At 61.0% G+C, this 13851-nt stretch carries 12 protein-coding genes; 2 read left to right on the top strand and 10 right to left on the bottom strand.

All coding sequences use genetic code 11. The features are described from left to right. Positions 1-103: 103 nt before the first annotated feature. The 8 genes from J1G18_RS24775 to J1G18_RS24740 all read right to left on the bottom strand — a co-directional run bounded on the left by J1G18_RS24775 (position 104) and on the right by J1G18_RS24740 (position 6873). A complete protein-coding gene (locus tag J1G18_RS24775) occupies positions 104-361 on the bottom strand; it encodes a hypothetical protein (protein ID WP_210558801.1) in 258 nt (85 codons plus the stop codon). Continuing rightward, positions 358-567, bottom strand: coding sequence for a hypothetical protein (locus J1G18_RS24770; RefSeq protein ID WP_027613086.1), 210 nt, complete (start codon positions 565-567; stop codon positions 358-360). Before J1G18_RS24770 ends, J1G18_RS24775 begins: the two co-directional genes overlap by 4 nt. Before the next feature lie 261 nt (positions 568-828). Beyond that, complete coding sequence (locus tag J1G18_RS24765) at positions 829-1008, bottom strand: hypothetical protein (protein ID WP_047598402.1); 180 nt, start codon at positions 1006-1008, stop codon at positions 829-831. A gap of 157 nt (positions 1009-1165) precedes the next feature. After that, complete coding sequence (locus J1G18_RS24760; protein WP_223008910.1) at positions 1166-2341, bottom strand: lactonase family protein; 1176 nt, start codon at positions 2339-2341, stop codon at positions 1166-1168. After that, on the bottom strand, positions 2338-2640 hold the full coding sequence (locus J1G18_RS24755; protein WP_098964272.1) for a DUF5629 family protein: 303 nt from the start codon (positions 2638-2640) through the stop codon (positions 2338-2340). The genes J1G18_RS24760 and J1G18_RS24755 overlap by 4 nt, the downstream gene beginning before the upstream one ends. Positions 2641-2808: 168 nt before the next feature. Next, entirely contained in the window at positions 2809-4389 is a 1581-nt protein-coding gene (locus J1G18_RS24750) for an aldehyde dehydrogenase (NADP(+)) (protein ID WP_223008908.1), read from the bottom strand. Positions 4390-4398: 9 nt separating this feature from the next. Continuing rightward, positions 4399-5391 carry an AraD1 family protein gene (araD1, locus tag J1G18_RS24745; protein ID WP_098964274.1) on the bottom strand — a complete coding sequence of 331 codons (993 nt, stop codon included), beginning with the start codon at positions 5389-5391 and terminating at the stop codon, positions 4399-4401. 159 nt (positions 5392-5550) lie between these two features. Next, a complete protein-coding gene (locus tag J1G18_RS24740; protein ID WP_007968618.1) occupies positions 5551-6873 on the bottom strand; it encodes an MFS transporter in 1323 nt (440 codons plus the stop codon). 194 nt (positions 6874-7067) lie between these two features. Between J1G18_RS24740 and J1G18_RS24735 the strand changes: the two genes are divergently transcribed. Together J1G18_RS24735 and J1G18_RS24730 are read left to right on the top strand one after the other, a co-directional pair. Then, entirely contained in the window at positions 7068-8804 is a 1737-nt protein-coding gene (locus J1G18_RS24735) for an IlvD/Edd family dehydratase (RefSeq protein ID WP_115984925.1), read from the top strand. A 186-nt stretch (positions 8805-8990) separates the two neighbouring features. Continuing rightward, positions 8991-9710 (top strand): FadR/GntR family transcriptional regulator, encoded by a 720-nt coding sequence (locus J1G18_RS24730; protein WP_134786600.1) that lies wholly within the window; start codon positions 8991-8993, stop codon positions 9708-9710. Between the two features lie 305 nt (positions 9711-10015). Here J1G18_RS24730 and J1G18_RS24725 read toward each other — a convergent pair whose 3' ends face one another. After that, complete coding sequence (locus J1G18_RS24725) at positions 10016-12400, bottom strand: efflux RND transporter permease subunit (RefSeq protein WP_103369119.1); 2385 nt, start codon at positions 12398-12400, stop codon at positions 10016-10018. After that, positions 12397-13440: a WD40/YVTN/BNR-like repeat-containing protein gene (locus J1G18_RS24720; RefSeq protein WP_098964277.1), complete on the bottom strand. Its 1044-nt coding sequence runs from the start codon at positions 13438-13440 to the stop codon at positions 12397-12399. The genes J1G18_RS24725 and J1G18_RS24720 overlap by 4 nt, the downstream gene beginning before the upstream one ends. Positions 13441-13851 lie beyond the last annotated feature (411 nt).

Genomic DNA, 13851 nt, shown 5'->3' with positions numbered 1-13851 from the left:
AAATCAGACACCTCGGTGTATCAGAATAATCCGGTTCGCCGGGTCTGGGGCCGCTTCGCGGCCCATCGGGGATGAATCCCCTCGCCACAATGGTTCGCTCAATCTAAGCCAGCACGGCGCACATACCGAGTGCCGAGCAATCCACTTCAAACGGCCCAAGGAAATCGACCTCAGCCTTGATCGGCGGATTGCCGGCCAGCAACCCTTGGGAGTTGGCCCGTTCGATATTGTGCGCAATGCTGTGATTGGCCTCTATGGCCCGCGCTAGCGCACCCACCGAGCCTTGGCCGAAGCCGAGCAACGCGGCGCCATTGGTCATCAGTGCCAGCCCGGCGATGACCCAGAGTCTGTAGCCTTTCATGCGCCGCCCACTCCTGCGAGTTCAGCGCGATCAACCAGCACGTCTGCGCGGTGTTCGAACTGGATGCCGGGGTGTGCGACCTGGATCGGTGCGTCGAAGCTGTGTTGGGTTTGCGCGGCGATGCTGACAAACAGCACCAAGGCCAGGTAAAGACCGATGGCCAGGTAGGCGCCGCGCTTGGCTGAAGTAATGATTGAACTGGCCATGATGTGCTCCGTGGGCATGTTTCAGTGCCGTCAGGATCAATCAAAAAAGCCGAAGCAACCACTCAGGGTTTTCCATAGTGAACATCAGCTTGGTTGATTATTTAGCCGGTCTATCTCAGCTTTGGAGAAAACCTATCGAGCGCAGATTTTTCGATCACGCATACGTGTAGGAGCTGCCGAAGGCTGCGATCTTTTGACTTTCAAGATCAAAAGATCGCAGCCTTCGGCAGCTCCTACAGGGAGTTGTTCGAAGCGGGCATTTCAGTGTTGGGCTTTGTGATCCAGCGCGGCGTAGAAGTTGGCGCTCTGTTGCAGGTATTTCTGGGTGTAGCTCTGGGTGTGGGATTTTTTGCCGGCTATTTCAACGTTGGCACTGGCTGGCAACGCAACGGTGGCGGAGATGGCGGAAGCGGCGATGATCGAGAAGAGATTGAAGTTCATGGCGGTAACCCTCGTGTTCGGTTGGCTTGCTTTGCCCGGTTGGGCCGTGGAGCAAACTTAACGCTCGAGGGTTGATCGCTTGAAATGCTTTGTAGCATTACCGGATATCAGCGCGATTAATACAACGAGACAGGCCCCGTGAACCGGGGCCTGTGGCTTATTGTCGCACTAGAAACTTCAGATCGCTGGGGGCGTCCATCGGCAGTTTTTGCACGGTTTTGCCGAGCAGACCGGTCTTGGCATCGCGCTCGACGACGACAATTGCGTTGCTCTTCTGGTTGGCGATCAGCAGGAATTTGCCACTCGGATCGAGGCTGAATTCGCGCGGGTGATCACCCTCCACCGAGCGTTTTTGCAGCTCTTTGAGCTGACCGGTGGCCGGATCAATGCTGAACACCAGCAACTGATTGGCGGTGCCACGATTGCTGACGTAGAGGAACTTGCCATCGGCCGACGCATGCAGCGCGGCGGCGGCTTTGTCCGAGGTCGGCTGACCGGCGGCCAGATCGACCATTTGCGTCTGGGTCAGCACGCCGTCGTGGTAGTCGAACACCGCGACCTGCGCGCTCATTTCCATGGTCAGCCAGGCATGCTTGCCGTCGGCACTGAACAGCAGATGACGCGGGCCGCTGCCGGCCGGCAGGCTCACCGAAGCGGTTTTCGCCGGGGTCAACGGCAGGTCCGGGTTGGCCTTCGGGTCAAATTTGTAGATGAAGACCTTGTCCGCCCCGAGGTCGTTGGAGAACACGTAGCGGCCATCCGGTGAGGAAACGGTCGAGTGCACGTGGTTCGAGGCCTGACGCTCGGGGTTGACCCGGCTCGCCGGGTGCGCGCTCATCTGCACCACCGGTTTGAGCTTGCCATCGGCGCCGACCGGCAACACCGCGAGGGTGCCGCCCGGATCTTCCACCACCGAATAGTTGCTGACGAACAGATGGCTGGCATCGCCGCTGAGGCTCGAATGGGTCGGCTCGTTGCCCAGGCTCTGCACTTGATTGATCAGGGTCAGAGTGTGGGTCTTCGGATCGATCGAGTAGCTGCTGACGCGGCCCACCGGGTCTTTCTGGCCGGGGCCGTTTTCGTTGACCACGAACAGCCGATGCTGGTCTTTGGACAGGGTCAGCCACGACGGGTTTTCGCTCTTCACCACTTGCAGCGGCTTGGCAGCGATCTGTCCGGTGGTGCTATCGAAATTCATTCGATAGATGCCCTGGCTGGTGCCGGCGGTGTAGGAGCCCACCAGCAATTGATAGGTCTCGGCGCTGGCACTGGATAGGCCCATCGCACCGACGCTGCCGGCCATCAGCAGTGGCCAGAATTTACGCATGTTCATTGATCATCTTCCTCGTCGTCGCTGCTGCTGACTACGTCGCCGACGCAGACCAAACGGTGCTCGCCGGTGGTCTTGGTGTCGCTGGCGTAGCCAATGATCAGCCAGCTCTGCAGGTCTTCATCAAACGTCGCCGCCGTAACCTGCGCCGGGGTGAACTCCCAATGCTTGGCCGTGCGGCCATCGATGCATTCGATGTGCAGGTTGTCGTCTTCGTCGAGGGCGAATTCGAAGGCATGCAAGCCATCGATTTCGACCATGCCGCAGTGTTCGAGGGCGTTGAGAAGGGTTTGGGCAGTCATGGCAAACAGTCTTTCTTAGGGGGGAAAGGGCCAATGATAGCTCATTGTCGCTGGAGATCCCTGTGGGAGCGGGCTTGCTCGCGAAAGCGGTGTGTCAGGCAATCAATCACTGACTGAAAGAATGCCTTCGCGAGCAAGCCCGCTCCCACAGGGGGTGTGCGGCGCGATTTACAACGCGTCGCGCGAGGGCTTGCCATCCACCAGCCGCTGGATGCGCAACGGATTGCCATTCTTCAGCGGTTCCGGCAGCAAGCTGTCGGGGTAGTTCTGGAAGCACACCGGGCGCAGGAAGCGATCGATCGCCAGCGTCCCCACCGACGTTCCGCGCGCATCGGATGTCGCCGGATACGGCCCGCCATGCACCATCGAATCACACACCTCCACACCCGTTGGATAACCATTGAGCAGGATCCGTCCGACTTTCTGTTCGAGCAGCGGCGTCAGTTCCGGGAAGCGTTCGAAGTCGGCTTGTTCGCCGATCATCGTCGCGGTCAGTTGGCCGTGGAGGCCCTGCAACGCCGCGCTCAGCTCGGCCTTGTCCGCTACTTCGACGATCACCGTGGTCGGGCCGAACACTTCTTCCTGCAGCACTTCATCGCCGTTGATCAACAGGCTGACATCGGCCTTGAACAATTGCGGCTGCGCCTGATTACCCTGCTGCGGCTGGCCCGCCAAGTGCTCGATCGCGGAATGCGCCAAGAGCTTCTGCAAGCCTTTGCCATAGCTGCCGAGGGTGCCGGCGTTGAGCATGGTCTGCGCCGGTTGATCGCCAATCAGCCCGGCAACTTGCTGGACGAAGGCGCTGAACTGCGGCGAGCGAATACCAATGACCAAACCCGGATTGGTGCAGAACTGGCCGCAGCCCTGCACCACCGAAGCGGTCAGGTCGCGGGCAATGGTTTCCGAGCGCTCAGCCAAGGCTTGAGGCAGAACGATCACCGGGTTGATGCTCGACATTTCGGCGAACACCGGAATCGGTTGCGGCCGCGCCGCTGCCATGTCGCACAGTGCCCGACCGCCCTTGAGCGAACCGGTGAAACCGACTGCCTGGATCGCCGGATGCTTGACCAGCCATTCGCCAACGCCACCGCCGTAGATCATGTTGAACACGCCTGCCGGCATCGCGGTTTTTTCGGCGGCGCGAATCAGTGCGTCGGCAACAAGTTCAGCGGTTGCCATGTGGCCGCTGTGGGCCTTGAACACCACCGGGCAACCGGCGGCCAGCGCGGCAGCGGTATCACCGCCCGCAGTGGAAAACGCCAACGGAAAGTTGCTCGCACCGAACACGGCCACCGGGCCGAGGCCGATGCGGTACTGGCGCAGATCCGGGCGCGGCAATGGCTGGCGATCCGGCAATGGCAAATCGATTCGCGCGCCGTAGAAATCTCCGCGCCGCAGGACTTTGGCGAACAGGCGCATCTGGCCGCTGGTGCGCCCGCGCTCGCCCTGAATCCGCCCCGCCGGCAGCGCGGTTTCGCGGCAGACCAGCGCGACGAACTCATCACCCAAGGCATCCAGTTCATCGGCAATCGCGTCGAGAAATTGCGCACGGCGTTCGCCGCTGAGGCTGCGATAAGCGGGGTACGCTGCGGCGGCGGCTTTGGCGGCGGCATCGACTTCGGCTTCAGTCGCTTGAATGAAATCGTACGGCAGGTGTTCGCCGTTGGTCGCGTCGACGCTTTGCAGTTTGACGTTGCCCGCTGCGCTGCGCTGTCCGCCGATGTAGTTGTGGCCAAGAATCTGAGTCATGGGAGCTCCTTAAAGGGTGCCGATGCTGTCCGGTTGAAAAGCCGCTGCTGCCGGAGCGATGCCGTTGACCAGCGGTGCGCCGAATTCGGCCTGGCTGATTTCAAACCGGTCGCCCGGTTGGGTGCGGATGCCATCGGCGAACGACAGGGTCGCGGTGCCGAAAAAGTGGATGTGCACGTCGCCAGGACGCAGGAACTGGCGGTATTTGAAGTGGTGGTATTCGAGGTTGGCGAGGCTGTGGCACATGTTGGCCTCGCCGCTGAGAAATTCGTTTTGCCACAGCACTTCGCCGTTACGCAGGATGCGACTGGTGCCGGCCAGATGCTGCGGCAATTCACCGGTGCGCAGTTCCGGGCCGTAGCTGCAACTGCGCAGTTTCGAGTGGGCCAGGTACAGGTAGTTCTTGCGTTCCATGACGTGGTCGGAGAATTCGTTGCCCACTGCGAAACCGAGGCGATACGGTTTGCCGTCGTGACCAATGACGTAGAGCCCGGCCATTTCCGGCTCTTCCCCGGCGTCTTCGGCAAACGGCGGCAACGGGAACGCTTCGCCCGGACGCACGACGATGCTGCCGTCGCCCTTGTAGAACCATTCCGGCTGCACGCCCGCTTGCCCCGCCGCTGGTTTACCGCCCTCCACGCCCCATTTGAAGATGCGCATGGTGTCGGTCATTTGCGCTTCGTCGCCGGCCTGCTGGTGCATCTTGTCCCGCGCCGAGGCGCTGCCCAGGTGCGTCAGGCCGGTGCCGCTGACCAGCAGGTGCGCCGGGTCCGGGTGATCCAGCGGTGGCAGGATGCGCCGGTCTTTGAGCAACTGCGCATAGTCATGACTGATGCCCAGGCCGTGGGTTTGTACTTGCTGCTCCAGAGTGCCGCCGGCTTCGATCGCGGCCAACGCGAGATCGCGTACGCTGCGGGCGTCCTGCACTTCGCGGATCAGCCCGTTGTCGACCACGCCGACGCGGCGCTCGCCGTTAATCAATTCGAATTGAACCAGATGCATATGTCCTCTCCTGTAAACCAGTCTTGAGTTCGGCGCCGATCCATTGTGGGAGCGGGCTTGCTCGCGAATGCGGTGTGTCATTCAACGAATGATGGTGGCTGACCCACCGCATTCGCGAGCAAGCCCGCTCCCACATGGGTTCCATGTTGTTCTGCAGATTCAGGTTCGGGTAGCACCGCGCGCACTGGCGGCGAACTGCTCGACCGGCAGCACGTGTTTGCGCTCAAGCACGCGGTAGACGATTCCGGTAAGAATCAAACCGAACACCATCACCCCGCTGAGGAAATACAGCCCCGAAGCCAGATTCCCGGTGTATTCCTTCAACGCCCCGATCACGAACGGCCCGATGTAGCCACCGAGGTTGCCCACCGAGTTGATCAGCGCGATCCCCGCCGCCGCACTCGCACCGGCAAAGAACCGCCCGGGCAAGGTCCAGAACACTGCCGTGCAGGAAAACAGCGCGAACGCCACCAGGCACAGCGCCGCCAGTTGCGCCACCGGCAGGGTCAGCCACGCGCTGAAGAACAGGCCCAGCGCGCCCAGCACATAGAGCACCGCGAGGTGGCCGTAGCGATCATTCATGCGGTCGGAACTGCGCGGCACGATCAGCAGACCGACGATGCCAAAGATGTACGGCACCGCCGAGACAAAACCGGTCACCAGATCGCTGCCGCCGAACTGTTTGATCAGCGTCGGCAGCCACAGGCCGAGGCCATAAATGCTCAGGGTCACCGGCAGGTAAAACAGTGCCAGCAGCAACACGCGTTTGTCTTTGAGCGCATGCAGCGGGTTGCCGTGACGGGTCTGGCCGTATTCCTGAAGATCTTTTTTCAGTTCGCCGGTCAGCCAGTCTTTCTCGGCCTGATCCATCCACTTCACGTTCTGCGGGCCGTCGGGCAGCCAGCGCAATACCGGCCAGGTCAGGAGGATCGCCGGGGTGCCGATGACGATGAACAGCCACTGCCAGCCGTGCAGACCGAGGATGCCGTCCATGCCCAGCAAGCCGCCGGATACCGGGCCGGTGATCATCATCGCGATGGGTTGCGAGAGGATGAACAGGCCGAGGATCTTGCCGCGATGGCGCACCGGAAACCATTGGGTGATGTAGTACAGAACGCCGGGGAAGAACCCCGCCTCCGCCGCGCCGAGCAGAAAGCGCATCACGTAGAAACTGTGCGGGCCCTGGACGAACGCCATGCCGATGGTGATTGCGCCCCAGGTGATCATGATCCGCGCGAACCAGCGCCGCGCACCGAAGCGCTCAAGCATCAGGTTGCTGGGGATTTCGAGAAGAAAGTAGCCGATGAAAAACAGCCCGGCACCGAGACCGTAGGCCGCATCACCGATGCCGATGTCGGCGCCCATGTGCAGTTTGGCGAAGCCGACGGCGGAGCGATCCACATAGGCGATCAGGTACAGCAGGATCAGGAAGGGAATCAGTTTCAGCGTGATGCGGCGAACAAGCCGCAGTTCCTGGCTCATGGGATCGGTCTCCGATTGTTGTTTTTATGGAACCTCGGGGGACGCCTCTCGCGGAAAACCGCCAGGGCCAATCCCTCCGTCGAAAACGACTATATAGTAATACTAATTACCCAACAACACTTCCAAAGCGGCGATTTTGCGCTTATGTTTAGCCGTGACTCGCAAACAATAGTCTTACAATAAGAGAATCGATCATGTCTGAGAAGAAACCCACCCTGCGCTCGGCCCAATGGTTTGGCACTGCCGACAAGAACGGCTTCATGTACCGCAGCTGGATGAAGAATCAGGGCATCGCCGACCACCAGTTTCATGGCAAGCCGATCATCGGCATCTGCAACACCTGGTCGGAACTGACCCCGTGCAACGCGCATTTCCGCCAGATCGCGGAGCACGTCAAACGCGGGGTGATCGAGGCTGGTGGCTTTCCGGTGGAATTCCCGGTGTTCTCCAATGGCGAGTCGAACCTGCGCCCGACCGCCATGCTCACCCGCAACCTGGCGAGCATGGACGTCGAAGAAGCGATTCGCGGCAACCCGATTGACGGCGTGGTGCTGCTGACCGGCTGCGACAAAACCACCCCGGCGCTGCTGATGGGCGCGGCCAGTTGCGACGTGCCGGCGATCGTCGTCACCGGCGGGCCGATGCTCAACGGCAAGCACAAGGGCAAGGACATCGGCTCCGGCACCGTGGTCTGGCAGCTCAGCGAACAGGTCAAGGCCGGCACTATCACCATTGACGACTTCCTCGCGGCCGAGGGCGGCATGTCACGCTCGGCGGGCACCTGTAACACTATGGGCACCGCGTCGACCATGGCTTGCATGGCCGAAGCACTGGGCACGTCCCTGCCGCACAACGCGGCGATTCCGGCAGTCGATGCGCGGCGTTACGTGTTGGCGCACATGTCCGGCATGCGTGCGGTGGAGATGGTGCGCGAAGACTTGCGCCTGTCGAAGATCCTGACCAAGGAAGCCTTTGAAAACGCCATTCGGGTCAACGCGGCTATTGGCGGTTCGACCAACGCGGTGATCCACTTGAAAGCCATCGCCGGGCGCATCGGTGTCGAGCTGGATCTGGATGACTGGACGCGCATCGGGCGCGGCATGCCGACCATTGTCGACCTGCAACCGTCCGGGCGCTTTCTGATGGAAGAGTTTTACTACGCCGGTGGTTTGCCAGCGGTACTGCGCCGTCTCGGCGAGGCCAATCTGATCCCCAATCCCGATGCACTGACCGTCAACGGTAAATCGCTGGGCGAGAACACCAAGGATGCGCCGATCTATGGGGAGGACGAAGTGATCCGCACCCTCGACAATCCGATCCGCGCTGACGGCGGCATCTGCGTGCTGCGCGGTAATCTGGCGCCGCTGGGTGCGGTGCTCAAGCCGTCCGCCGCTACGCCTGAGCTGATGCAGCATCGTGGCCGTGCGGTGGTGTTTGAAAACTTCGACATGTACAAGGCGCGGATCAATGATCCGGAACTGGATGTCGATAAAGATTCGATTCTGGTGATGAAGAATTGCGGGCCGAAGGGTTATCCGGGCATGGCCGAGGTGGGCAACATGGGCTTGCCGGCCAAGCTGCTGGCTCAGGGTGTGACCGATATGGTGCGCATTTCTGATGCGCGAATGAGCGGCACCGCGTACGGCACGGTGGTGTTGCACGTCGCCCCGGAAGCGGCGGCCGGCGGGCCGTTGGCGGTGGTGCAGGAAGGCGACTGGATCGAGCTGGATTGCGCCAGCGGGCGTTTGCATCTGGACATTCCGGATGCCGAACTGGCGGCGCGCATGGCGGATCTGCAACCACCGCAGCAGCTACTGGTCGGCGGCTATCGTCAGCTGTACATCGACCATGTGCTGCAGGCGGATCAGGGCTGTGACTTCGACTTCCTGGTGGGTTGCCGAGGGGCGGAAGTCCCGCGTCATTCTCACTGACACCGCAGATCTACTGTAGGAGTGAGCCTGCTCGCGATAGCGGTCCGCCAGTTGGTATCGATGCTGACTGACACACCGCCATCGCGAGCAGGCTCACTCCTACATTTGCTATGCATCAGCCTCAAGATCGCCGCACGCCTGCTATGATGCGCGGCATCTCCATCGCTCAGGATCGCGCCGTTCCCCATGGATTACCGCAAACCTTCCGACCGTAAAAGCATGCACTCGCGCATTGTCCAGGAACTGGGCATGCAGATCGTCTCCGGACGTTTTTTGCCCGACGACAAACTGCCCGCCGAAGCGCTGTTGTGCGAGGAATACGCGGTGAGCCGGCCGGTGTTGCGCGAAGCCACGCGGGTGCTGGTGGCCAAGGGGCTGGTGTATTCAAAACCGCGCGTCGGTACGGTGGTCAAGGCCCGTCGCGAGTGGCACATGCTCGACCCGGACGTGCTGCACTGGCTGATGCAAAGCAGTCCGCAGAATGAATTCTTCAATGTGCTGACCAGCGTGCGCAGCATCATCGAACCGGCCGCTGCCGCCCTCGCCGCCCAGCACGCGACAGAGGCCGACATCGCCGCCATCGGCGAAGCCTATCAGCGCATGGAATCAGCGCCGACGCCGGAAGCCTTGCTGCAACCGGATCTGGACTTCCACAGCCGCATCGCCGACGCGACCCATAACGATCTGCTGGCGAACCTGTGCAACATGCTTTCGGTGGCGATTGCCGAGGCGTTGAAGCATTCGAATCAACGGCCGAATCTGCATGAACTGGCGCTGCCGCGGCACAAGGCGATTCTTACCGCGATCGAGAACCGTGATGCCCTTGGCGCCCGCCACGCGACGCTGGTTCAGCTGGATGATGCGCGCAGTGCCTTGAGTGTTGTGCTTGGGGCGGATCTTTCGTAAGCCTTGAGACCGCTTGCCCTCACCCTAGCCCTCTCCCCGAGGGAGAGGGGACCGATCCGGGAATATTGACGACCTACACCGACGTGAACGATTTGCTTTGAATCCATAATCGGCTGGTATCTCAAATCTCATGATTTGCTGTGAATCCATAATCGATTCGGTATTTCCAGGTCGATGTATCAAGCCGCACACCTCGGTCAGTCCCCTCTCCCTCTGGGAGAGGGCTAGGGTGAGGGGCTTTTGATCTTGACTCATAAAAAAGCCGCAACCCTAAGGTTGCGGCTTCGTCGTTTCAGGCATCCGGATCAGTGAGCAAACAGCGAATTGCCCTTCTGCCCCGCCAGCTTCTCCGGTTTGATCAGGAACTTCGCCAGCGCCGGCAGCAGCCACAGCGCACCGAACATGTTCCACAGCAACATGAAGGTCAGCATCAGGCCCATGTCGGCCTGGAACTTGATCGCCGAGAAGATCCAGGTACACACGCCGATGGCCAGGCACAGACCGGTGAACAGCACCGCTTTACCGGTGGATTTCAGGGTCTGGTAATAGGCTTCCTGCAACGGCAGCCCGGCGCGCAGGAAACTTTCCAGACGGCTGTAGATGTAGATCCCGTAGTCCACGCCAATCCCCACGCCCAGCGCCACCACCGGCAGGGTCGCGACCTTGACGCCGATGCCCATGAACGCCATCAGCGCGTTGCCCAGCACCGAGGTCAGGACCAGCGGCAGGACGATGCACAGGGTCGCCGCCCATGAACGGAAGGTGATCATGCACATCACCGCGACGCAGATGTACACCAGGATCAGGATGGTCAGTTCGGCCTGTTTGATCACTTCGTTGGTGGCCGCCTCGATCCCGGCGTTACCGGCGGCGAGGATGAATTCCAGGCCGTCCTTGTTGTTGGCCTTGGCGAATTCCTGCACCGCGTGTACCGCACGGTCGAGGGTTTCGGCCTTGTGGTCGTTGAGGAAGATCAGCACCGGCGCCAGCGAACAGCTGTTGTTGTACAGGCCGTCAGCGCGGGCGATCGAGTTGTTCAGCACATCCGGGTTGCGCGACAGGGTTTCCCATTTCAGGTTGCCCTCGTTCATGCCCTTGATCATCTGCTTGGACACGGTCACCAGCGAGATCGCCGACTGCACGCCCTCGGTGTTCTGCATCTTCCACATCAGCTCATCGATCGGCGCCATGGCTTCGTAGCGCGAGCAGCCTTCGGTGGCGGTCTTGACCATCACCACCAGCACATCGGAACTGGTGGAATAGTTGTTGATGATGAAATTGTTGTCCTTGTTGTAGCGCGAGTCCGGGCGCAGCTCCGGCGCACCCTGATCGAGGTCGCCGATTTTCAGGTTCTGGCTGTACCAGAGGCCGCCGCCGAAAGCGATCAGCGCCAAAGCGATGGAGATCGGTGCGACTTTCGGGCTGGCGAAGTTCGACAGGAAGCGCCAGAACGGATGTTCGCGATTCGCGTCCTTCTTGCTCTTGGCGATGGCGCGCTTGCTGATGCCGACATAGGAAATCGCCACCGGCAGCAGGATCAGGTTGGTGAACACGATCACCGCCACGCCGATGGAGGCGCCAATCGCCAGTTCGCGGATCACCCCGATGTCGATGATCAGCAGCGTGATGAAGCCCACGGCGTCGGCAAGAATCGCGATCATCCCCGGCAGGAACAATTGCCGGAACGTGCGCCGCGCCGCCGTCAGGGCGTTATCGGCTTCGCTGGATTGCAGGGCGATCCCGTTGATCTTCTGCACACCGTGGGAAATGCCGATGGCGAAGATCAGGAACGGCACCAGCATCGAATACGGATCGAGTCCGAAACCGAAGAAGTGCATCAGCCCGAGCTGCCAGACCACCGCCACCAGTGTGGTGCTCAACACCGCCACGGTACTGCGCAGGCAGTTGGTGAACCACAGCAGCAGGATCAAGGTGATGACGAAAGCGATGCCGAAGAACATCACCACCATCACCAGCCCGTCGATCAGGTCACCGACCTTCTTGGCGAAACCGACGATGTGGATCTTGACGTTGGGGTTCTGCGCTTCGAACTTGTTGCGGATCTTGTCTTCGAGTTCATGGGAGAACTGGCGGTAGTCCAGCGCCAGCAGCTTGCCCTGATCCTGCGGGTCCGGGTAGGACTCCAGCAGCGGGATGTCGACGATGCTCGACTTGAAGTCATTGGACACCAAACGCCCGACCTGCCCCGACTTTAGGACGTTGTTGCGCAGCATGTCGAGGCTGTCCGGCGAGCCGTCGTAGCTCTGCGGAATCACTTCACCGCCGGCAAAACCTTCCTCGGTCACTTCGGTCCAGCGTACGCTCGGACTCCACAGCGACTTGAGGCCGGAGCGGTCGACGCCGGAGATGTAGAACACCTCGTCGTTGATCTGCCGCAGGGTCTCCATGTACTCCTTGGAGAAGATGTCGCCGTCTTTGGCTTCCACCGAAATCCGTACGGTGTTGCCCAGGTTCGCCAGATCGTTGCGGTGCTCCATCATCTTTTCGATGAACGGATGCTTGAGCGGGATCATTTTTTCGAAACTGGTGGACGGCCGGATCAGCGTGGCCTGCCAGAACAGGAAGATGCTGACCACCAGACAGATCAGGATCACGGCCGGGCGGTTGTTGAAAATCAGACGTTCGAGGAGCGTCGCTTTGTCCTGCTGAGGAGTGATCAAGGAAGTCATAGCCCCGCCTTCTTATTATTGATCTCGGCGCCGTTGGGCTGCGTGGTGTGCACGCCGCCCTGCCCGGTCAGAATCAGATTGCCGTCACCGGCCGCCGTCACCGAGGACAGCGAGATGCGGTCCGGGCGGTTGAACACGCTGAAGGTTTCGCCGTTGTCGCTGCTGCTGATCACCGAGCCGCCGTTGCCGACGATCACAATCGAGCCATCCGCGAGCAGGGTCGCGCCGGACAGACCGAACTCCAGCGCACCGCGCGCGGCCTTGAGTTCGACCTGCTGCCAGGTGCTGCCGAAATCGCTGGAGCGGTAGAGGTTGCCGCGCAGGCCGTAGGCCAACAGAGTCTGCGCCTGCGCGGTGCCGATCACGCCGAACAACGAGCCTTGATACGGCCCCTGGATTTTCTCCCAGGTCTGGCCCCAGTCCGGGGAGCGGAACATGCTGCCCTGCTCGCCGACGATGAACAGCCCGGCGTCCTTGACGGCGGCGATGGCGTTGAGGTGGAACTGGTCCTGGTTGTCGAGACGGTCGCTGACGTCTTGCCAGTTCTTGCCGCCGTCGGTGGTTTCCAGCAATGCACCGTAAGCACCGACCGCAACACCGTGATTAACGTCCTGGAACCAGACGTCGAGCAGCGGTGCTTCGCGCTTGAGGTCTTCGAACTGTTTGCTCCAGGTCAGGCCGCCGTCTTCGCTGGCGAGAATCTGCGCGTCGTGACCGACCGCCCAGCCGTGCTTGTCGTCGACGAAATACACCGCCGTCAGCAGTTGCCGGGTCGGCACCTTGGCCTGGGTCCAGGTCTTGCCCTGGTCATCGGAATAGAGAATGTGCCCGCGATCACCCACCGCCACCAAGCGGGTGCCGGCGTGGACGACATCGAGCATCAGGCTTTTGGCGGCTTTGGCCGATTCGGTGGAATACACCCCGTCGGCGGGCGCTTCGGCGGCCAGCACGGGTGCCGACAAGGCAGCACAGCCCAGCAGTGTGAGGGCTGTGGCCAGCAACGCGGTGTTGCGAAACGCCGGCGGGCGGCAACGACTCATAGACCTTCCCCTATTTATTATTGTTAGGCCATTGGGCCTTAGGGCGCCGCAAGGGTGCTCGTGGTAACTGACAGGTCACAAGCATAGCCGTGAAACCCGCAGTCCAGAGCGCCTTGGGAAGCTGGCTCATCCTATCGGGCTTTGGAAACGTCTGACAATCGGCGCCACGTTATCTTTTGTTAACCGGATGACCCTCCTGTCAGCGGTGATTTCCATCGTGGGAGGGGGCTTGCTCCCGAAGGCGCTGTGTCAGGCACCCGAGATGTCGACCGATCCACCGCTTTCGGGAGCAAGCCCCCTCCCACAGGGTGTAATGGTGTTTGTGAGATTGGGGCTGGCAGTGAATACACCGCCATTCGCCGGATGGATCCGGCAAATCTTGCGTGGGGGACTTGCACGATCGGTATTATG

Origin of the sequence: Pseudomonas sp. MIS38 (genome assembly GCF_019891575.1) — a bacterium.
In the GTDB taxonomy this organism is placed as follows: Bacteria; Pseudomonadota; Gammaproteobacteria; order Pseudomonadales; family Pseudomonadaceae; genus Aquipseudomonas; species Aquipseudomonas putida_A.
The sequence above is the reverse complement of the archived record's forward strand: the minus strand, read 5'-3'. Positions and strand labels throughout refer to the sequence as shown.

Bases quoted from the DNA above. Each gene is read 5' to 3' on its own strand.
- J1G18_RS24750 (WP_223008908.1), bottom strand. From the start codon at position 4,389: ATGACTCAGATTCTTGGCCACAACTACATCGGCGGACAGCGCAGCGCA.
- J1G18_RS24770 (WP_027613086.1), bottom strand. From the start codon at position 567: ATGGCCAGTTCAATCATTACTTCAGCCAAGCGCGGCGCCTACCTGGCC.
- J1G18_RS24755 (WP_098964272.1), bottom strand. From the start codon at position 2,640: ATGACTGCCCAAACCCTTCTCAACGCCCTCGAACACTGCGGCATGGTC.
- araD1 (WP_098964274.1), bottom strand. From the start codon at position 5,391: ATGCATCTGGTTCAATTCGAATTGATTAACGGCGAGCGCCGCGTCGGC.
- J1G18_RS24735 (WP_115984925.1), top strand. From the start codon at position 7,068: ATGTCTGAGAAGAAACCCACCCTGCGCTCGGCCCAATGGTTTGGCACT.
- J1G18_RS24730 (WP_134786600.1), top strand. From the start codon at position 8,991: ATGGATTACCGCAAACCTTCCGACCGTAAAAGCATGCACTCGCGCATT.
- J1G18_RS24740 (WP_007968618.1), bottom strand. From the start codon at position 6,873: ATGAGCCAGGAACTGCGGCTTGTTCGCCGCATCACGCTGAAACTGATT.
- J1G18_RS24765 (WP_047598402.1), bottom strand. From the start codon at position 1,008: ATGAACTTCAATCTCTTCTCGATCATCGCCGCTTCCGCCATCTCCGCC.
- J1G18_RS24725 (WP_103369119.1), bottom strand. From the start codon at position 12,400: ATGACTTCCTTGATCACTCCTCAGCAGGACAAAGCGACGCTCCTCGAA.
- J1G18_RS24775 (WP_210558801.1), bottom strand. From the start codon at position 361: ATGAAAGGCTACAGACTCTGGGTCATCGCCGGGCTGGCACTGATGACC.
- J1G18_RS24760 (WP_223008910.1), bottom strand. From the start codon at position 2,341: ATGAACATGCGTAAATTCTGGCCACTGCTGATGGCCGGCAGCGTCGGT.
- J1G18_RS24720 (WP_098964277.1), bottom strand. From the start codon at position 13,440: ATGAGTCGTTGCCGCCCGCCGGCGTTTCGCAACACCGCGTTGCTGGCC.